General features: G+C 56.8%; 17 protein-coding genes and 1 tRNA gene. 13 read left to right on the top strand and 5 right to left on the bottom strand.

The annotated features are described in order from the left end of the window. Positions 1-6: 6 nt before the first annotated feature. From ABLQ08_RS15420 to ABLQ08_RS15390, 7 genes are all read left to right on the top strand, one after another. Complete coding sequence (locus ABLQ08_RS15420; RefSeq protein WP_352943826.1) at positions 7-1,554, top strand: ABC transporter ATP-binding protein; 1,548 nt, start codon at positions 7-9, stop codon at positions 1,552-1,554. Then, positions 1,554-2,642 (top strand): ABC transporter permease, encoded by a 1,089-nt coding sequence (locus ABLQ08_RS15415; protein WP_352943824.1) that lies wholly within the window; start codon positions 1,554-1,556, stop codon positions 2,640-2,642. The genes ABLQ08_RS15420 and ABLQ08_RS15415 overlap by 1 nt, the downstream gene beginning before the upstream one ends. Next, complete coding sequence (locus ABLQ08_RS15410; protein WP_352943822.1) at positions 2,635-3,549, top strand: ABC transporter permease; 915 nt, start codon at positions 2,635-2,637, stop codon at positions 3,547-3,549. Before ABLQ08_RS15415 ends, ABLQ08_RS15410 begins: the two co-directional genes overlap by 8 nt. A 102-nt stretch (positions 3,550-3,651) precedes the next feature. Beyond that, positions 3,652-4,716: a BMP family ABC transporter substrate-binding protein gene (locus tag ABLQ08_RS15405; RefSeq protein WP_352943821.1), complete on the top strand. Its 1,065-nt coding sequence runs from the start codon at positions 3,652-3,654 to the stop codon at positions 4,714-4,716. Positions 4,717-5,022: 306 nt separating this feature from the next. Beyond that, positions 5,023-5,511, top strand: coding sequence for a molybdopterin-dependent oxidoreductase (locus tag ABLQ08_RS15400; RefSeq protein ID WP_352943819.1), 489 nt, complete (start codon positions 5,023-5,025; stop codon positions 5,509-5,511). A 6-nt stretch (positions 5,512-5,517) separates the two neighbouring features. After that, positions 5,518-7,491 (top strand): putative bifunctional diguanylate cyclase/phosphodiesterase, encoded by a 1,974-nt coding sequence (locus ABLQ08_RS15395; RefSeq protein ID WP_352943817.1) that lies wholly within the window; start codon positions 5,518-5,520, stop codon positions 7,489-7,491. A gap of 86 nt (positions 7,492-7,577) precedes the next feature. Then, on the top strand, positions 7,578-8,519 hold the full coding sequence (locus ABLQ08_RS15390; protein WP_352943815.1) for a patatin-like phospholipase family protein: 942 nt from the start codon (positions 7,578-7,580) through the stop codon (positions 8,517-8,519). 14 nt (positions 8,520-8,533) lie between these two features. Here the strand turns inward: ABLQ08_RS15390 and ABLQ08_RS15385 are convergent, their stop codons facing one another. Then, positions 8,534-10,183, bottom strand: a complete 1,650-nt coding sequence (locus tag ABLQ08_RS15385; protein ID WP_352943813.1) for an alpha/beta hydrolase — start codon at positions 10,181-10,183, stop codon at positions 8,534-8,536. 249 nt (positions 10,184-10,432) lie between these two features. Here ABLQ08_RS15385 and ABLQ08_RS15380 point away from each other — a divergent pair, with 249 nt between their 5' ends. Then, on the top strand, positions 10,433-10,720 hold the full coding sequence (locus ABLQ08_RS15380; protein ID WP_352943811.1) for a DUF2312 domain-containing protein: 288 nt from the start codon (positions 10,433-10,435) through the stop codon (positions 10,718-10,720). A 2-nt stretch (positions 10,721-10,722) separates the two neighbouring features. On the opposite strand, the gene ABLQ08_RS15375 is transcribed toward ABLQ08_RS15380, so the two are convergent. Then, on the bottom strand, positions 10,723-11,361 hold the full coding sequence (locus tag ABLQ08_RS15375; protein WP_352943810.1) for a hypothetical protein: 639 nt from the start codon (positions 11,359-11,361) through the stop codon (positions 10,723-10,725). Between the two features lie 68 nt (positions 11,362-11,429). On the opposite strand from ABLQ08_RS15375, the gene ABLQ08_RS15370 reads away from it, so the two are divergent. Then, complete coding sequence (locus ABLQ08_RS15370; protein WP_352943808.1) at positions 11,430-11,768, top strand: DUF4326 domain-containing protein; 339 nt, start codon at positions 11,430-11,432, stop codon at positions 11,766-11,768. A 2-nt stretch (positions 11,769-11,770) separates the two neighbouring features. Here the strand turns inward: ABLQ08_RS15370 and ABLQ08_RS15365 are convergent, their stop codons facing one another. From ABLQ08_RS15365 to ABLQ08_RS15355, 3 genes are all read right to left on the bottom strand, one after another. Beyond that, on the bottom strand, positions 11,771-12,634 hold the full coding sequence (locus ABLQ08_RS15365; protein ID WP_352943807.1) for a hypothetical protein: 864 nt from the start codon (positions 12,632-12,634) through the stop codon (positions 11,771-11,773). Positions 12,635-12,697: 63 nt separating this feature from the next. Beyond that, on the bottom strand, positions 12,698-13,822 hold the full coding sequence (locus ABLQ08_RS15360) for a DUF6161 domain-containing protein (protein WP_352943806.1): 1,125 nt from the start codon (positions 13,820-13,822) through the stop codon (positions 12,698-12,700). Between the two features lie 646 nt (positions 13,823-14,468). Then, positions 14,469-14,558, bottom strand: a tRNA-Ser gene (locus ABLQ08_RS15355). Positions 14,559-15,298: 740 nt separating this feature from the next. On the opposite strand from ABLQ08_RS15355, the gene ABLQ08_RS15350 reads away from it, so the two are divergent. The 4 genes from ABLQ08_RS15350 (at position 15,299) to ABLQ08_RS15335 (ending at position 19,531) form a co-directional block, all read left to right on the top strand. Continuing rightward, positions 15,299-16,450 carry a septal ring lytic transglycosylase RlpA family protein gene (locus ABLQ08_RS15350; RefSeq protein ID WP_352943804.1) on the top strand — a complete coding sequence of 384 codons (1,152 nt, stop codon included), beginning with the start codon at positions 15,299-15,301 and terminating at the stop codon, positions 16,448-16,450. Between the two features lie 72 nt (positions 16,451-16,522). Next, complete coding sequence (locus ABLQ08_RS15345) at positions 16,523-17,722, top strand: D-alanyl-D-alanine carboxypeptidase family protein (protein ID WP_352943802.1); 1,200 nt, start codon at positions 16,523-16,525, stop codon at positions 17,720-17,722. A 92-nt stretch (positions 17,723-17,814) separates the two neighbouring features. Further along, on the top strand, positions 17,815-18,486 hold the full coding sequence (gene tmk / locus ABLQ08_RS15340; protein ID WP_352943800.1) for a dTMP kinase: 672 nt from the start codon (positions 17,815-17,817) through the stop codon (positions 18,484-18,486). Further along, entirely contained in the window at positions 18,470-19,531 is a 1,062-nt protein-coding gene (locus ABLQ08_RS15335) for a DNA polymerase III subunit delta' (RefSeq protein WP_352943798.1), read from the top strand. The genes tmk and ABLQ08_RS15335 overlap by 17 nt, the downstream gene beginning before the upstream one ends. The last annotated feature ends 6 nt before the right edge of the window (positions 19,532-19,537 follow it).

Below are 19,537 nucleotides of genomic sequence, written 5' to 3'. Positions count from 1 at the left end.
AGCAATATGGTTCAGCAAGATAGATCCGGAAAGGACACACTGCTGGACGCAAGAGGACTGACCAAACGGTTCGGTGACATTCTTGCCAATGACAAGGTCGACCTGATCATCAACAAAGGCGAAATCCATGCGCTTTTGGGGGAGAACGGTGCGGGAAAATCCACCTTGGTCAAAATGTTCTACGGCTCGCTCGAACCGGATGGCGGGGAAATCGTCTGGGACGGTGCGAAGGTAGACATCGGAAACCCGGCGGCTGCCCGAGAACTCGGCATCGGCATGGTTTTTCAGCATTTCTCGCTTTTCGAAGCCTTGAATGTGGTCGAAAACATTGCGCTTGCGCTGCCAAATCCCGGGAAAATGACAGACCTTGCAAGCCGGATTGAAACGGTGTCGCGGGACTACGGTCTGCCGCTTAACCCGACCGACATTGTCGCCGATCTTCCGGTCGGTATCCGACAGCGGATCGAGATCGTTCGTTGTCTTCTTCAGGAACCGCAACTGATCATCATGGACGAACCGACCTCCGTCCTGACCCCTCAGGAGGCCGATCAGTTGTTCCTGACGCTGCAACGGCTCGCAGAAGAAGGCTGTGCGGTGCTCTACATCAGTCACCGTCTGGAAGAGGTAAAGCGGATCTGCCATCACGCAACGATCCTTAGACATGGCCAGGTGGTGCGCGAATGCGACCCGACGAAGGAAACACCCGCTTCACTGGCGAGCATGATGGTGGGTGCAGATGTCGCTTCAGTCAGCGCGAGCGAACAAAAACCGCAAATCGGCGAAGTTCGGCTGGGACTGCAGGAATTGTCAGCCCCTGCTTCCACCCCCTTTGCCACGGCGCTCAACAACATTTCCCTGGACCTTCGGGCCGGCGAGGTTGTCGCCATAGCGGGGGTTGCCGGCAATGGACAGGGAGAACTGTTCGATGCGATTTCCGGCGAGATGCCGGTTACGCCTCAGATGGTTCAGATTGACGGAACGCCGTGTGGGTCCAGAAACATCACTTGGCGTCGTAAGCGGAACGCAGCATTCGTACCGGAGGAACGTCTCGGACACGGTGCAGTGCCGGGCATGAAACTGTCGCAGAACATAGTACTGACGCGCCATAGCACTGGAGACAAGCTCGTCGGTGGCGGATTTGTTTCAAATGCCCGGGCCGGCACCATGGAGCAACGCATCAAGCAGACATATGACGTGCGCATGTCGCACGACGACCCGGAGGCGAGGTCGCTTTCAGGCGGCAATCTGCAGAAATTCGTCGTCGGACGCGAGCTCGACCGAAAGCCGGGTGTATTGGTCGTCAACCAACCGACATGGGGCGTTGATGCGGGAGCTGCAGCTCTTATTCGCCAGGCCTTGATTGACCTTGCCCGCTCCGGCTCCGCGGTTCTTGTCATCAGTCAGGATCTGGACGAGATCTTCGAGATCGCTGACAGGATCGCGGTTATCTCCAGGGGTTATCTGTCAGCTGCGGAACCCGCAGCTGAAATGACCCGAGAGCGGGTTGGCCTCCTGATGGCAGGTGGCGCGGAAACGCAAGAGGAGGTGGCCTGATGCGCATTGAACTGGTCAAAAGAAAAGAACACAGTCAGACCATGGCGCTGTTGTCACCGCTGATCGCGGTTGGATTGACTGCCCTGACGGCCGGAATTATTTTCTCAATAACTGGCCATAACCCTCTGATTGGATTGTATAAATTCTTCATTGAACCACTTACTCAACAGTGGTCTCTCGAGGCGACGATCGACAAGGCAACACCGTTGATCCTGATCGGGTGCGGTCTGGCGGTTTGCTATCTTTCAAACAACTGGAACATTGGGGCGGAAGGTCAGTTTGTAATCGGAGCCCTGTTCGGCTCTGTGCTGCCTGTTCTGTTCCCGGAGTTTGAAAACGGGGCAACGTTACCGCTCATGTTGGTATTCGGTGCCATTGGCGGTGCTCTTTGGGCACTGATCCCGGCGCTCCTGAAAACCCGGTTCAACACAAACGAGATCCTGACAAGCCTGATGCTGGTCTATGTCGCCGCCCTGATTCTCGACTACCTGGTACGTGGTCCCTGGCGCGATCCGGGCGGGTACAATTTCCCGGAATCAAGAATTTTCTCGGACGCGGCGACCTTGCCGGAGATTTTTGACGGTACGATGAGCATGTCCGCACCGATCACGGTTGTCATCGCGATCATACTGGCAGTCGTGCTTGCAAAAACCCTCAAGGGTTTCGAGATCCGCGTCATGGGTGAGAGCCCGCGTGCCGGAAGTTTTGCAGGTTTTTCTGCAAAGCGCCTCACACTGTTTTCGTTCGCCCTGGCAGGTGCTCTCGCCGGTCTCGCCGGAACCATGGAAGTTTCCGGTGCGCTTAATCAGCTTCTTCCATCGATATCTCCCGGCTACGGCTTTACCGCCATCATCGTCGCATTTCTTGGCCGACTGAATCCGATCGGCATCATCATCGCCGGTTTCGTTCTGGCCCTGTCCTATATCGGCGGCGAGGGCGTGCAGTCTTCGATGGGCGTTTCCAACGAAATCGCCAGCGTAATCCAGGGGATGCTCCTCTTTTTCGTCCTGGCCTGTGACACATTGATCTTGTACCGAATTCGCATGGTCTCCCGCCGTGCACCTGCCGGGGAGGCGTCTCATGTTTGAAGCTGTTCTGCTTACGGTCATCACCGCGGCAACACCTCTATTGATCGCCGCTATCGGTGAATTGGTGGTCGAACGGTCCGGCGTCCTGAACCTCGGGGTCGAAGGAATGATGATCATGGGCGCGGTGATAGGATTTGCCGTGGCCAATCAGACAGGATCCGGAACGCTCGGCGTCATCGCGGCGATCATCGCTGGAATGGCCATGTCATCCCTGTTCGCGTTCCTCGTCCTGGTGCTGGTGACCAACCAGGTCGCAACGGGACTGGCGCTCACCATCCTGGGGATCGGTCTGTCCGGAATGATCGGCGAGGCATATATCGGCGTGCCGGGTCTGGACCTTCCCGAACTCTACATTCCAGGACTGTCCGAGATTCCGTTCATCGGTCCCGTCTTCTTCCAGCAGGACGCCATCGTCTACCTGAGTTTCATTCTTGTGGCTGTGGTCGCCTATGGCCTGTTTCGCACGAGACTGGGCCTGGTCCTGCGTGCCGTTGGAGACAATCACGGCTCGGCCCATGCGCTCGGTTACTCGGTGATCAGAATCCGCTTTGCGGCCGTAATGTTCGGTGGAGCATGCGCAGGGCTGGCAGGGGCATACATGTCTCTGGCCTATACGCCGCAATGGGTTGAAAACATGACTGCCGGGCGTGGCTGGATTGCGCTGGCTCTGGTGGTGTTTTCGTCCTGGTTGCCTTTGCGCGTTGTGGTCGGTGCGTATCTTTTTGGTGCCGTCAGCGTCCTGAACCTTCACGCTCAGGCGGTTGAACTGGACATACCGTCCCAGCTGCTGTCCAGTTTGCCCTACCTTGCGACTATTTTGGTGCTTGTGCTCATCTCCGCAAACCGCAGACTGACGCTCGTCAATACGCCCGCCTGCCTGGGCAAACCTTTCGTACCCGACCGGTAACGCCTGCGCCAACCGGTCTTGTCCGCTCCCGACAGCGATCACGGGACGGATCTATCAATAACGATCGCAACAGAGAGATCGAACCAGAGGGGAATGGAACACATGAAATCTCTTTTGAAAGCCACGGTTGCCGCCGCTGCTTTTGCCGCTGCCGGATCTGCGGCAAATGCCGCCGATGTCAAGGCATGCTTCGTCTATGTCGGTCCGGTTGGCGACTTCGGTTGGTCCTACCAGCATGACCAGGGGCGCCTGGCCGTTGAGGAAAAGTTCGGCGACAAGGTCGAAACCGCATACCTTGAAAGCGTGCCGGAAGGTCCGGATGCGGAGCGCGCGATTGAACGTTTCGCCCGTGAAGGCTGCAACATCATCTTCACCACGTCCTTTGGCTACATGAACCCGACCATCAAGGTGGCCAAGAAGTTCCCGGATGTGAAGTTCGAGCACGCAACTGGCTACAAGACGGCTGACAACGTTTCGACCTACAACTCCAAATTCCATGAAGGCCGCTACATCATCGGTCAGATCGCGGCGAAGCAGTCGAAATCCGGCGTTGCCGGTTACATCGCGTCCTTCCCGATCCCGGAAGTTGTTGCAGGTATCAATGCGTTCCTGCTTGGCGCGCAGTCCGTCAATCCGGATTTCAAGCTGAAGGTCGTCTGGGTCAACAGCTGGTTCGACCCGGGTAAGGAAGCTGATGCTGCAAAAGCCCTGATCGACCAGGGTGCCGACATCATCACCCAGCACACCGATTCCACTGCACCTCTGCAGGTTGCTCAGGAACGCGGCGCGCATGGTTTCGGCCAGGCCTCCGACATGATCAACTTCGCCAAGGACGCCCAGTACACAGCCATCATTGATGAATGGGCGCCTTACTATATCGAACGCGTCCAGGCTGTCATGGATGGCAACTGGCATGCGGAAAGCACCTGGGACGGATTGGCGGAAGGCCACGTCGTGATGGCGCCGTACACCAACCTGCCGGACGATGTTGTTGAAATGGCGAAAGCCACGGAAGCGAAGATCAAGGACGGTTGGGAGCCGTTCACCGGACCGATCACCAAGCAGGACGGATCTGTTGGCGCGGAAGATGGCGTCCAGCTCGATGACGGTGCGATCCTCGGCATGAACTGGTATGTCCAGGGCGTCGACGACAAGCTGCCGCAGTAACAAGACCAAGCTGGTCCGGAGCCACCTCCGGACCAGTACCCGCCGGACCTGCTGATCAGTTTCCCCTGGAATGTTTCAACGTGGCTGACAATCCGATTACGACGACCGGCGCTGTTGTCCGAATGTTCATCATGCTTGTTGCGAGTAGTGACGAACGTATTTCTTCCTTTCGACAAGTAGAAATTGAACTGTCTGAATTTGGCACAAAAACTTTTTGATAAAGTTCGGTTCGCCAAAGGAACCGAAATCGAATCCTTGGCCCCTTTCCGAAATGGAATTAAAGCCTTCATATAGGAGGGCAGGGCCATGATCCGCAAAATTGCCAAGTTACTCTTCGTCATACCTTTTGTGTTCATCAACACGACTGTGTTTGCGCAGGATCTCGAAAAACAGGTCTTGACGGTATCCGGCGGAACAGCCGCCGGCGATCCGGTCCAGTTGTCCATTCAGGACCTCGAGGCGTTGCCGCAGATCGAATACGTAACCGCGACGCCATGGCACGACGGCAGGGTCACGTTCAAGGGAACTCTGCTCAGCGACCTGATGGATCACCTGGGCGCAAAGGGAGAAAACGCGGAAATCATCGCGCTGAACGACTACCGGGCCGTATTGCCTGTCTCCGATTTTGCGGAACATGCGCCGATACTGGCCTATCAGCTCAACGGCAAATACATGAGAATTCGGGACAAGGGGCCTTTGTTTGTCATCTACCCGTTTGACGACAAGCCGGAACTCAAGACGGAAGTTCACTATTCCCGCTCGGTCTGGCAGGTCCGTAGCATCGTTGTCGAATAGTTCGTCATGAAGACACGCATAAATCCGTGGCACGTCAGCATTCTGTGCGGCTTCCTGATCACGATCTTCCTGTTCTGGACCTATTTCTACGTTTCCTACAACCTGAAGCAGGAACAGGTTCTTTCGCTGGAATACGATACGGTCTGGTCCGCAACGAACGGACGCATTGAATTTTACAAGTATTCTTCGAGTGTCTCGCGCTATCTCAATACCGGCAACCCGGCCGACCTTGAAGACGCTCAGGTGCGTTATGAGATTCTCCTCGGCCGAATGGAAACCTGGAATTCCGGAAACTTCAGCACGTTCCTCAAATCCGCCGCAGGCCTGACGTCGGACTACAAACAACTTTCAGAAAAACTGGAAGCTCTATCGCCTCTGATGCAAGGACTTCAGCGCAGCGATGCGGATGACCTTCAGCGCGCTTTGGAAGATATCGCGCCGATCATCGAACTGATTTCGAGCAAGTCCTACCAATCAAGCATCAAGCGGTTTTCCGGCGAGAGGCTGGAGTTTCGGCAGCGGCTTCTAACCGAAAGAAGAATTGTCATCGGCTTGCTTGTGCTGGCAACGCTGTTGATGGCTTTTGTCATGCGTCAGAACTGGACGTTGACGCAGGCAAACTCGAAGATAGCCGGCGATGCCGACAAGTTGGCCTATATGGCCAAACATGACGGACTGACGAAACTGCCGAACCGCACATTGCTGGATGAGCACCTGACCAGGGCCAGGACGCGTCTCAAGGCCGGGGAGGCGGTGCACGCCATTGCATTGGATCTGGATGGCTTCAAGGCTGTAAACGACACTCTAGGACATGGCGGCGGGGATGCCCTGCTTGCAGCAGTGGCCAGGCGCTTGAACAGTTTCGTGAGCGGTCTGCCCGGTGACGGCCTGGCGGCGCGGATAGGCGGTGATGAGTTTCTTGTCTTCCTGTGGTGCCGGTCTGATGAAATCGACATCGAGGCATCGGTTCAATCCCTGGTCACAGCTTTCACCACTCCACTGGAAACATCGATAGGCAGCCTGCTTGTCGGAACGTCAATCGGCTACGCTGTCGCCTCTGAAACGGATGAAGTCGACTATGTCGTTCTGAACGCCGACCTGGCGCTCACGGAAGCCAAAGCAGCCGGGAGAGGGACAGCCACTCGTTTTGCACCGTCGATGCGTGCACAGCTTGAACGCCGGCTTCAGATCGAGCGTGAGCTGCCGAACGCCCTGAAAAACCAGCTGATCACACCGCACTATCAACTTCAGTTCAATCTGTTCACCAGCGAACCTGTCGGTATGGAAGCGCTCGCGCGATGGAACCACGGTGACATCGGATTTGTCTCCCCCGCCGAATTCATTCCGATCGCGGAAGCTACTGGAGACATCGTTACTCTCGGAAGCATGATGCTGCGGGCCGCATGCGAAGACGTCCAAAGACTGCCGGAGACAATCAAGGTATCGGTCAATCTGTCCATGATCCAGTTGTTGAACGATGATCTCCTCGGTCTGGTTGCGGCCACATTGCGCGAAACGGGATTGTCACCTGCAAGACTGAAGCTGGAAGTTACCGAAAGCGTCGTCATGCACAACGTCGATGCGGTCGCAAAGCTGCTTGGCGAACTGCAGGAGCTTGGTGTCACGATTTCTCTCGACGACTTTGGAACCGGATACTCGGCTCTCAGTTATCTCAACAATTTCAGGTGGGATGAACTGAAGATCGACAGATCCTTCGTAACGGCCTGCGAAACGTCACCAAAGGCGTTGAACACCGTCAATGTCATCAAGTCCCTGGCGGACAAGATGAACGCCGACCTGCTGATCGAGGGGCTCGAAACCCAGGCGCAGGTCGAAACCTTCCAAAGCCTCGGATGTGTGTACGGTCAGGGCTTTTTCTACAACAGGCCAGCTCCGATCGAGCAGGTTCTGAAGTATTTTGACAGGCACGGCTATCAACGGGAGCCGGAGACGGCGGTGAACGCGGGCGCCCACATTTAGGCTTGCTTTACCGCAGGTTGATGAACACATAATCGGTACCCTTGCAACACTTGGGACCTGTTCATCATTTCCGGCGGAAAAGCAAAATGATCAAGCGGCGCGAACTCCTCATCGGTGCGGCATCAGCAAGCGCCGCGGCCTTTCCTGTCCTGCCAAATGCAACTGCCCAGGCGTCTGCCTCTGAAACTGCGCCAAAAACAGGTGCAAGAGACGGGTTTGCGATCGCATTGGGTGGTGGGGCTGCCAAGGCCTTCGCCCACATTCCGATCCTGGAAGCAATGGATGAAATGGGTGTTCAACCGGCGGAAATTGCCGGCACATCCATGGGAGCCATTCTCGGCGGGCTCTATGCCAGCGGCATGTCCGGCAAGGACATTCGCGAATATGCCGTCGAGCTCCTGACCCAGAAGACCGAGCTCTTTCAGAAACTTTTCCTGTCCGACGGCAAGACATGGTCGTCACTTCTCAACCTCGTCCGCCCCGCAATCATCGAGCCGGTGGTGCTGTTTGAAACCGTCTTTCCGCCAACGCTGGCAGAGACTTTTTCGGACCTGCGCATTCCGATGAAGATCATCGCGACCGATTTCTACAATCAGTCACAGGTCACGTTGACCGAAGGGCCGCTCCTTCCGGCAATCGCAGCGTCTTCGGCCTTGCCCATGCTGCTGACACCGGTGGAAATCGACGGCACCGTTCTGATCGACGGTGGCTTCGTCAATCCGACGCCATTCGACGTCTTTGAAGGCAGCAGCTACTACACGGTCGGTGTCGATGTGACCGGGACCGACTACACGGACCAGCAGGGGCTGCCGGGCGGACTGGAAACCTGGATCGGCTCCTTCTCGATCACCTTGCATTCTCTCGTGTCGGCAAAACTTGCGGTTTCGCAGCCCGATCTCCTGATCGAGCCCCCCATCGGCAGTTTCAACACGATGGACTTCTTCAAGATCGAGGACATCCTGGAAGCGGCCGAACCGGCACGCGAGGAGTTCAAACGCGGTCTAGATCTGTTGCTGGAAGCCCGGTAATCCGAGTATCCCGATCAGAGCGGAGGTCCGCGCCGTTCGAAGATCTCCTTGAGGTCATCGGCTCTTGCCTTTGACCACCCTTCGGGCGCGACGACGGCTGCCCAGCCGTCGATGTAATCCGGCGCGATGTAGTAGTGGCCGAACCGGGGAACGTCGAGCGCGAACATGGAATCCAGCGCAAGCTGCAGCATGGTCACCACCGGAAACCACGAGAGTTTGTCGGATACGTCCGGCGCACGCGGCTCGTTCAGCCAGGCAGGAGGGCGAATACCGCTGTCGAAGGTGAAATTGACGATCGGGTCGCTGCCGTAATTCAGGAAGACCGCCCGGATCGGTCCCCATGGCCGGAATTTGCCTTCAAGGCCTCCATACTGGTCCATCACCCGGATCAGCGACCCGTTGCCGTATTTCGGCCGCCAGGCCGGGCTGTCCGGGTTGCGGTTGTCCCTGACCTCGGACCAGTATCTGGAAAAGAAGGGCGACCCAGCCCAGAGCGCCCCCTGAATGGGATCGCCCAGCATATCCAGGAGCGGCAAGCTGGACTGCGAATTGAAGGCGCCCTGGCTCAGTCCGAAGACATAAAGCTTCGGCCGGTCGTCATGGGGCAGGGTTGTCCAGTGGTCATAAACCTCATTGAACAGCTCACGGGCCTGTTCAACGCCATACGCGGGATTGGAAGCAAGGGAAAGAATGCTGGTCAGGTAGGAATATTGCACGGCGACCGTGGCAACATCCCCGCCAAGCATGAAATCGAGCGTGTCATGCGCTCCCGGATCCATCCAGCCCGTTCCGGGAGGAACCACGACAACCAGCGCCGAGCGTTCGAACCCACCGACCCGGATCAGCTCGTCAAGCGCCAGTTCGGCCCGTTCCCTGGAGGTCTCGGCGGATCTGCGGCCGACATAGACCCGAACCGGATCCATCACGTTGCCATCATGGAACTCGGCGATTTCATCCCTGGTCGGAGCCGTGGCGACAAATTCACGTCCTCTGCGGCCCATCTCCTCCCAAACGACGAGGGACTCCGGGCTGCCGGTTTTCATCGGATCCTTCGGTTGGGTGATATCCGGCTCGATCAGCAGATCGGCAGCCAGAAAGGACGCATCGGCCGTCCGGAAGGCCGTGCGGATCAACGCACCATCAACCAGCGCCCAGAACAGCCACCCGACCAGGGCGACCGAAAGCACCACACCAACGCGGCGCGGAACCACCCGGTCCAGCTGCCTGGCGACAATGCGCCTGACGATGCCGACGATCCTCAGAACCAGCCACAGAACAAAGGCGATGACTGCCCCGACCAGGAAGATGAAGATCGGTGCATCGGTTTCAAGCGGGGGCAGGTCGACAGCGGCGCGCGTCGCGTTTTGCCAGCTTGCGGATTTTGAAAGCGAATAGATCAGAATGCCGAGGCTGATGACCAGGGCGCTCACCCCCCAGAATTTCAGCAGCCGCCCCCTGGGTTCCGGCAGTTCCATATACCGCCACAACGCCCGCACGAGCAGCGTCATTTCATAGCCTGCAATCGCCGCCACACCGGAAAGGGCCGCTTGGACCAGCGGGTCACGCGGCATCAGAGACGGCGTCAGCGCAGCGCCGAAAAAACTGACCGCGGTTATCAGCGCCGTCGGCGACAGGCCACTTCTGAATGCACTCAAAATCCTCATGATTTCATCATGCTAAAGCAGGACTGGATTTCAAGGCGGATAACACGCGGAGATAGAAAAACTGAGGAGGGATTGGGTTGGGTAGGTGGACACCTCGAACCAATCAAGCGTTCTAAACTCGCTGTGGGACCGGTATCAAACGGATGTGTTCCAGAAATTCTATTGTGGCAAACCGGCCTTGAAGCCCCGCGGCTACTGCATGGACTGTGCAGGGTTGATCTACGCGTAGGCGCAGGCGGAGGAAGACGAATGACCGACCCGGGTGAGATTGCGGCTGTTCAGTTGAGGGCGTTTGTCGAGCGTATAGAGCGTGTGAACGAGCAGGTCGCCGAGTGGAAAGACGAAAAGAAGCTGATCTACGCCGAGGCCAAGTGTGGCGGTTTTGATCCGAAGTTCCTCAAGAAGGTGATCGCCTGGCGGAAGAAAGATCCGCATGTGCACGAAGAGGAAGAGGCTGTTTTCGATCTCTACCTGCACGCGCTTGGGATGCTTGGCCCGGACGCCGATCCGGGCGCGGGGCCGGGAAGTGAGGCGTGATATCAGCTCAACTCATTTCCAAGCTCAGCATGTGTTTGTGTTCTCGGGATAATGACGTTGGTGTGCAAGTTGCCGCAAGCATTCATAAGCGCTGCATAAACATCCATAAGGGCGAGCTGATCGGCTGGAGTCAGATGCTGTTGTGCTACCTGTTCTTGCTCCTCATAGGAGTTGAATCTAGGCGTTTCACAAATAGCAAGAGCCGCAACCCAAGCCTTAGCGATCTCCCTGTAAACGTCATAGTTCATAGGCTCCAAGATGTTCTTTTCGGATGGGACTATTTTCCAAAGCTCGCCTTGTGGTGGCGCCATTTCAACGGAGTCGTCTGGCTTTGCGAGAGCTCGAAATTGTTGCGCACAAACGACAAGGTCCTCTGCAACCAAGTGAGCAAGTGTCAGTTCACCGCACAGCTTCTCAACTTTGGGACCGACAATCGCATCGCGTTGAATCTTGTTCGCTTGGTGCATGTAAATGATAGCAGTAGCAGCCGCCAATGTGGCGGCCCATCCGCTCGCGGCGCCGAACCACTCCCGCACATTGCCGTAACCGCCAATCCAGGCTCCAACGACAATTCCGATCAAAAGCATACCGAGAAGCATGGCTCCGTATGCGAACTGGTTGGCTGTCAGTGTCTTGATCATCTAGTTGTCCTTCATGCTGAGCGCAACTTTACGAGATTCCGGCCTGCTCACAAGAGGAGGTTCGTCGCATGAGTCCTGCGCGGATTCAGATGACGCGGAAGCGGCCTTGGCGGGCGGAAAACCCGGATGCTGTGAAGGTGGATTGGTCAACCAAGTGGGGCAATCCGTTCCGGATCGGTGACGAAATGCCGGGAATGCTGGGCCAGCCGATGGACGCGGAAGACGCCTGCCAGTGCTTCGAGCTGTTCGCCATTCCGAACCTGCCGGTGCATGAGCTGAAGGGCAAGGACCTAGCGTGCTGGTGCCCGCTGGACGCGCCCTGTCATGCCGATGTGCTGCTCAAATACGCCAACCGCTGCGTGCCGACGGACCAAGGTCAGGGGCAGCCTGGGCAGGGGGAGAGGTGATGTTAATTCAATTGAGGTTCGGCCCGGTATTTGGAGAGCTTGTAAAGGGTCTCCACAAGAAGGCGGTCAAGCGCCTGACTGAGGTTAATGTCTGCATCAGAGAGTTTTCCTCGTTGCTCGATTCCACCGAACTTGCATTCGTCAAATTGCTTTTCAAGCATAAGTTTAAAATGCCGGCCTTCAGTTACCAAAACCCGTTCCCAGCTTTCGGCTTTGTGACTAGACAAAAAACGGCTGACAGTGACGCCGGCCAAAGGGCCGGTTTGCTCGTCAAGAACTGCGGCCAAATTCCGTATGGCGAAAAGACATTCATCGTTCAGCGGGGTCGCGGCGAGTGTGCGAACTTCAGTCGCAAGTTCTGCGTACTTGCACCTCGTCTGTTCATGAAAATCTTCATATCGCTGTGCAAGCCCAATGGGCAGGGGGCTGCGGTCGATTTCAGAGATCTTTCTGAAATTGTAATTCCCTTCAAATTGATTGATCTCGCCAAAAATCTGCACCAATTCATTCCGCGCGCGCAGGGCGGCGTTTTGGGTGCGGACAACACCGCTGAAAAGGTTGACAAGGTGATCTCTGCTGATCGCCTTCATCTGCGCAAGGTGCTGCGTTTCGCTTGCGTTGATCTGTTTTTGGATAGCTCGGACAGTGAGCCATGCGCCGCCGAGCGCAATGATTGCAGCTATCACAGTTTGCCAAGTGTGAATGTGGCACCAGAAGCCTGGAGCGCTGTGTTGATCGAAGGTTTTGCATGTCTCTGTGTTGACAAACGGGACCCCATTGGTCGCAACCCAGCCAGCAACAAACACCGCAACAAGCGCGACGATCAGAGACAGATAGGCAATCCGATCGTTTTCCTTAAGCTTCATCTAGTTGTCCCCCAATCCCGGTACAACTTGGACGGATTCCCCCCGTTCAGCAAGGGGAGGGAACTAGGGCTTGGCTTTGAGAAAATCCGTCAGGTTCGGTGGTTGGATGTCGGGTTCGGAGGACCCGGGGAGAGGGCGGAACAAGGCGCTGAGCATGATGGTTCGGTCGTGTTTTTCGTCGACTTGTCCCTGTCCAACAAGGCGAATGAATGTGCGGGCCATTACGCTCCTTTGCATAGCGTCATCAGCCAGCGCCATGTTTTGAAGTGTGAACCTACTGATCAGGCGCAGCACCCATGCATAACCAAGAACTGGGACCGTGACCGCAACAAGATTTCCGAGCGCGAAAGACTGGCCGTTGGGCGTCAGTGTTTTGATGGCACTGGTTATCGACCCCCAGTTCCAAAGCACGCAAAAAACGGGCACCAAGACCGCACCTGTGAAGACCCCCGCGCCAATGCGGAAGTATTTGGTGTGCTGTTCTGCTTTCGATTCCCAAAGCTGCATTGCGTCTTCGTTGATGATGGTCTCGACAAGCTCATTCTTCTTATTTTCGAGCATATCAGTGCCCGCGGTTTCAAGCCTGTCCAAAGCGCCCTTCATCCTGGAATCGATTTCATCCAACGCAATGCTTTTTTGTGCTTCCACATGGCCAGTAAGGTTCTTGGTGAGCGATGCATTCTGCTGCACAGCCATTGCATCGAGCTTCGAAAAAAATCTCTCAGCACCAGCGGCGAGATCAGGTTCGTACTGCAAAGATGCTGCATCGAGATTGAGGCGTATGACCGGATAATACGACCCATATTTGATCAGCTCGCTGCTGAATTCGATGGTCTGCGAACTGAGGTTTATGTCTCTAGGAAAGTCGGTGATCCCCATTGTCTCAAAGACAATAGCCGCGAGGTCAAACCAATTGGATTCGAGATTGCTCGCAGCAAATTCTTGTTTCGCACGCGAAGCCAAGTCTTTGGGGTAAACCGAGATCTTTTCGAAACCTGGAAACCTCTTCTGCCCGAAAAGTGCCTGCAATTCTTTAGCCGGTACTTCGCCGAAGAACTCGCGAATGAGGAGTGTCGCCGCAGTTGCTCCAATATTTTGGCCCTCAGAACTCAGTGGCTCATGTCTTGTGTTGTCATTGCGAATTCGGAGGAAAAAGTCGCGCCAAAAGACGGCATGTTCGACGATCATTGCGGTGTACCAAGTAGTGAAAATCTGAGTTGCGAGAATTTTACTCGCAACTTGACGAGATTCACGAATTAGCGCAAGGTAGCAGGTTCCACGCGAAAACGGTGTGGATCGGGGGTGAGAGCCCGACTGTCCAAAGACGCTCAGCGCGCCACGCTCCATAGCGGGCGCGTTTTCTATTGCGCGTCCGTGTATAATGGGCGTGCGCATCTATGGTCGGGCGCAACAGGGAGCCGAGAGGCTCGCCGATACCATTGGGCCGGTCTTCCAACCAGTTGTTGCCAGGTCGCCTTTTTGGAAGGGGGCGGACGGGTTCATTCGAACCAAAGGAATCCGGCCATGTCCAAGACAGGCAACGGGAGACGTGCATCCGCGCGCACCCGCGATACCCCCGAAACATCTGAAATTCCATTCGATATCGTTCTACAGCTTCAGTGTGAGCACTACCACATGGAAAGCTTGCTGCGGGCGCTTTCCTGCATCGTCACTGAACTGGTCGTAAGCCCCGTTATCAACCAACACTCCTGCAGTGCCTGCAAGTTAGCGCGAGTGGGGGCGGTACCTTGGGAATGAATGCGAAAAAGAGTGCGCTGAAACGCAAGAGTTTCAGAAGAATTTCAGGTGATTTGAAAAGAGCGGAAAGGGGAAATGGCGGTGAGGGTGGGATTCGAACCCACGGTACGCTCTCACGCACGGCGGTTTTCAAGACCGCTGCCTTAAACCACTCGGCCACCTCACCAAAGCAGCGAAAAGCGCGTGCGCCTTGCTGCTGTTCCCTCCCTTTCCTTCGTCTGGCACAGAAAGTCAAGAGCGGGAATTCAACTGACTGTAGAAACTTTGAAAATGGTGTGGAAGGAGGCCTGGAGGAGAACCTTTGCCATGTTCCGGCTCACCGAGCGCTAAGGGGTAGGGGCAGGACGTGCACAGCAACGCCGGAACATGGTCAAAGATAGGGGGCCGCCGGTCCGGTGTCGTGGGCAGGGTTTTGAACCGACGGCCAAAGCTGGAGGTGGGGTCCAGCATTGCTGTGACAGGGCGGTCATCAGCAATGGGTTCACTCTAGGCAGATCCGGCAGGTACAGATGTGACCTACATCACAACCGGATCGTTTGACGATTTTTACCCGACTGTGCCCCACCGGCAACAGAAGGGTAAAGACTGCTGACCATCGCTTTTATCGCGAAAAAACAACCGCTTACCCGGCATGCAAGAGAAGCCCTGGCAGGGTGGAAGAAGAAAACTGTGCAACTGTTGAAAACAGGTATCATTGCCATCTCGACACCCGGTTTACCTTCGAGTAAGAAAATTTCGTTTAAACAGGCAGGTAAGTGCGTGGGACGCTTTGCGGGGGCGATGTGTCTTCACCAAAGGTGACCGATTGGGTCAGCTGAATGCCTGAAAACCGGCGGGTTGAAAAACGCCGGAATTGTCGCGTGAGCTGCGGGGCCGCCAAACGCGTAAGTGAGTAGGACGGCAGAAATGCAAGGGATAGGCGGGCAATCTTGCCTGATGGCAGGCAATGAGCCGGAAACGTCTTTTGGGGATCAGGCAGGACAGGGCGAAACCGTTCTGAAATCCGGTCGCAGTGTCTGGAGCCAGGTTCGCACCGGGCTCATCACCGTTGCTGCTGTGGCCGCGGTCGCTGCCTGCAGCTCTGCCCCCCAGGAAAAAGCCAAGTTCAGCCCGAAGAAATACGGTGTCAAAGGCAGCCCGCGCGTCGTCGCAGCAGGCAAGCCTGTGCCGAAAGGCGGTGGGCGCTACGTTGTCGGCAAGAAATACAAGATTGCCGGCAAATGGTACTATCCGAAACATGAGCCGAACTACAAGAAGACGGGCCTTGCCTCCTGGTATGGTCCGACCTTCCATGGCCGCAAGACCGCCAATGGCGAGATTTTCGACCGCAACGCTCTGACGGCCGCCCATACCACCATGCCGCTTCCCTCTTACGCCCGTGTGACCAACGTTGCCAACGGCCGCTCCATGATCGTTCGTGTCAATGACCGCGGTCCGTTCCACGGCAATCGCGTAATCGACCTGTCGGAACGTGTTGCCGGCATGCTTGGAACCAAGTCGGCCGGTGTCGGCAAGGTGAAGGTCGAATATATCGGCCGGGCACCTCTTCATGGTCAGGACGAAGGCTATCTGATGGCCTCCTACCGTGGTCCGGGTGCGGTCGAGCCGGGTGCGACCCGCCCTGGCACACTCATCGCCCGCGCCGAGCAGCCCGCACCGCAGATCGTGTTCGGCAAGGTGCCGGCGCCTGGTCCGCGTCCGTATCTGACAGCAAGCTCCACAGTTGCCGCTTATCAGCCTGCGCCAGGCAATGTCGCAGTTGCATTCGATCCGGCAATTGCGTTTGAAGCCGGCAATCCGACCATCAAGGTCGCCTCCAACAACAGCTTCCAGACAGCACCGGCTGCCTATTCATCCGACCTGGCACCGGCGGAAGGAACTCTCGGCACCTTGGGCGTTCCGGCGCCGGGCACACCGTCCAAGCTTGCCAGCGGCAGTGCGGTTTCCTCCTATTCCGCCAACAGGCGGATTTCGGACGCTCACGCCGTTCTGTCCACAGTCTCCGCAAGCGGACTTTCCATGCGACAGCTGACTGCTAATATCCAGGCGGGCAGTTAACCGGAAGACCTGAACACAGTTCGGAGCGAAGCTGCCTGATCGGACGACAACTGTTTCGGGGCGAGCGGACGAATGTGTGTAACGAGTATCCAGGGCCGGGCCAAACGGTTTGCCAGAATTGGTTTGAGCGGATTGGCAATAGCAGTTGCAAGCGCTCTTGGAACCGTAGGCAACGCAATCGCTGCCGAGACCATCGTTACAAAGGCGCCAATGGCCTTTTTGTACGAACCTTCTTCCGGCACGATTCTCTTTTCAAAGGCTCCCGACCAGACCTTTGCACCGGGCTCGCTGACCAAGGTCATGACCGCCGCGACCGTTTTCCGGTTGCTCGACGAAGGTGAGCTCCGGCTCGATCAGACCTGCAAGGTGAGCGAACATGCCTGGCGCACAGGAGGCGCACCGTCGCGCCGCTCGACGATGTTCGCCGCCATCAAGTCCGAGATCGCGGTGGAAGATCTGCTGAAGGGGCTTTTGGTGCACAACGCCAATGACGCAGCGATCGTGCTTGCCGAGTGTGTCGATGGATCGGAGGAAGCCTTTGCCGAACGCATGACGGCACTCGCCCGGGAAATCGGCATGGAAAACAGCCGTTTCGCCAATCCCACCGGGTTCGAGGAGAAGCCGAGCGTCACCACGGTGCAGGATCAGGCAAGGCTGGCAGAATACATTCTGGAAAATCACCAGGATTACTACGGGCTGTTTTCCCTGCCCGAATTCACCTGGAACAAGATCTTTCAACGCAACAAGAACCCGCTTCTGGGTGAAATCCGGAACCTGGACGGCCTGGGAGGCGGCAATGATCCGAATGACGGGTATTCCGGTCTTGGATCGGTCGACCGGAACGGCCGTCGCGTCATCGCGGTTGTGGCAGGTCTGACGTCGGACAAGCACCGTCTGCAAACGCTGAAAGAGGTGTTCACGGGTGCCTGGGAGTTCTATTCCATCCAGACGATTTTCGCCGCGGGTCACACCGTGGCCGACGGACGGGTCTTCGGCGGAACGCAGAGCACGGTTCCACTCGTGTCCAAATCGGATGTCGATGTCCTTCTGGCACGTGGCGGCAATCTCGATTACCGCATTCGCGTTGTTTACAAGGGTCCGTTGAAGGCGCCGGTCAAGAAGGGCATGCCAGCGGGCGAAATCCAGGTGATCGGCAAGGAGGGAACCGTCTATCGGGCACCGCTCGTGACCGGTGCAGCCGTCGCGCAAGGCACCATGATTGGCCGCGCGCTTGACGGATTGCAGGAATTGCTGTTCGGCTGGATCGGATAGCGCGATCAAATCATCTACATTCCGGTCAAGACCTGATAAAAGCCTTTCCAACAACCTCAGGAATAGATTCTGTAAGCGGAGCCACGAACCGGTTGCCTGGACATTTTATAACCTTTGAAGGCGGAGAGGGTGCCGGAAAGTCCACCCAGATCGCCCATCTGAAAACCTATCTGGAAAGCCTGGGAAAGTCGGTCATTGTCACTCGGGAACCGGGCGGCTCTCCCGGGGCTGAAAAGATACGTTCCATGCTCCTGTCCGGCGAGGCAAGAGATCTCGGCCCGAGGGGCGAAGCCATGCTGTTCGCCGCCGCACGCGCCGACCATGTCGATTCCACAATCAAACCGGCACTCGAGCGAGGCGACTGGGTGCTGTGTGACCGGTACGCCGATTCAACGCGGGTCTATCAGGGCGAGGCTGGCGTCGACCTCGATTACCTCAAGCTGCTTGAAACAGCGGCTGTGGCCGGTGTCCGCCCGGAACTGACGATCCTGATCGATGTTCCGCCCAAAGTCGGCTTGAGCCGGGTTGCACAACGGTCTCAAGTCGATAACAGCGGTGGACCCGACCGGTTCGAGGGAGAGGCGCTAAACGTTCATGAGCGCCGACGCCAGATGTTTCTAAATCTCGCGCAGGAGGAAGCCTATCGCTTTACGGTCATAGATGGCAGTCAGGACCAGGAACGCGTCACAAGAGCCGTCCGGGACGCCGTCAGCCAGACCTTTGCCGACGATTTGAAGGAAAAAGCTGATGGCGCGCAGGGCTGAACCGGTTGAAATTCCAGAAGTGGATGCCTTGCCCGGCTACCCCTTGCCGCACGAACGCAATCGGTTGATCGGGCATGCCAACACGGAGCAATCCCTGCTTGAAGCCTACCGTTCCGAACGCCTGCACCACGCCTGGATCCTTGGTGGTCCGAAGGGTATCGGCAAGGCGACACTTGCCTTTCGTTTCGCCCGGTTTGTAATCGCCAATCCGGATCGCTTCGGGCCCGCGGTTGCGGCTGCCGGAAATCTTGATTTGCCGGACGAACACCCTGTCACCAGGCAGCTGAAGGCCGGCGGGCATCCCAACATCTTGCACTTGCGCCGCCCGTGGGACGAAAAGTCGAAGCGGTTCAAGGCAGATCTGCCGGTAGATGAGGTCCGTCGAACCGTTTCCTTTTTCGGAACAACGGCGTCCACGAAGGCGTGGCGTATCTGCATTGTCGATGCAGCGGACGACATGAATATCAGCTCCGCCAATGCGCTTTTGAAGATTCTCGAGGAACCGCCGGAACAATGTCTGTTTCTGGTGCTGAGTCACGCTCCCGGCCGCCTGTTGCCGACCATAAGATCCCGTTGCCGCCGACTGGACCTAGAGCCGCTTGGTGCGAACCTGATCAGCCAGGGCTTGAAAGAACTTGCACCCGAGGCCGCATCGTCGGACGAAGATCTGCTTGAAATCTCTCAAACGGCCGATGGCAGCCTGCGCTCCGCCATTACGTTGTTGTCCGGAGACGGTCTTGCCATTTCACGGGGGGTGAGACAACTCGCGAACTCAGCAGACCGGCTTGATCTGGCCGCAGTTCATGCCTTGGCGGACCTTGTGTCCGCGCGCGGTCAGACCGACAATTGGGAAAGCTTTCAGCACATCCTGCAGATCTGGCTCCACGAACGCATGCGCCAGGATCTTCAAGGCGGCGTACGCAATGCCTACTCTTATGTTGAACTATGGGAAAAGACCAATCAGGCCATCAGGGATGCAGAAGCGCTCAACCTGGACCGCAAACAGGTCGTTCTGGACTTCTTTTTCGCCCTACGGGCACTTTGAACAGCC

The sequence above is a fragment of the Roseibium sp. SCP14 genome (genome assembly GCF_040329475.1).
Classification (GTDB): domain Bacteria; phylum Pseudomonadota; class Alphaproteobacteria; order Rhizobiales; family Stappiaceae; genus Roseibium.
The sequence above is the reverse complement of the archived record's forward strand: the minus strand, read 5'-3'. Positions and strand labels throughout refer to the sequence as shown.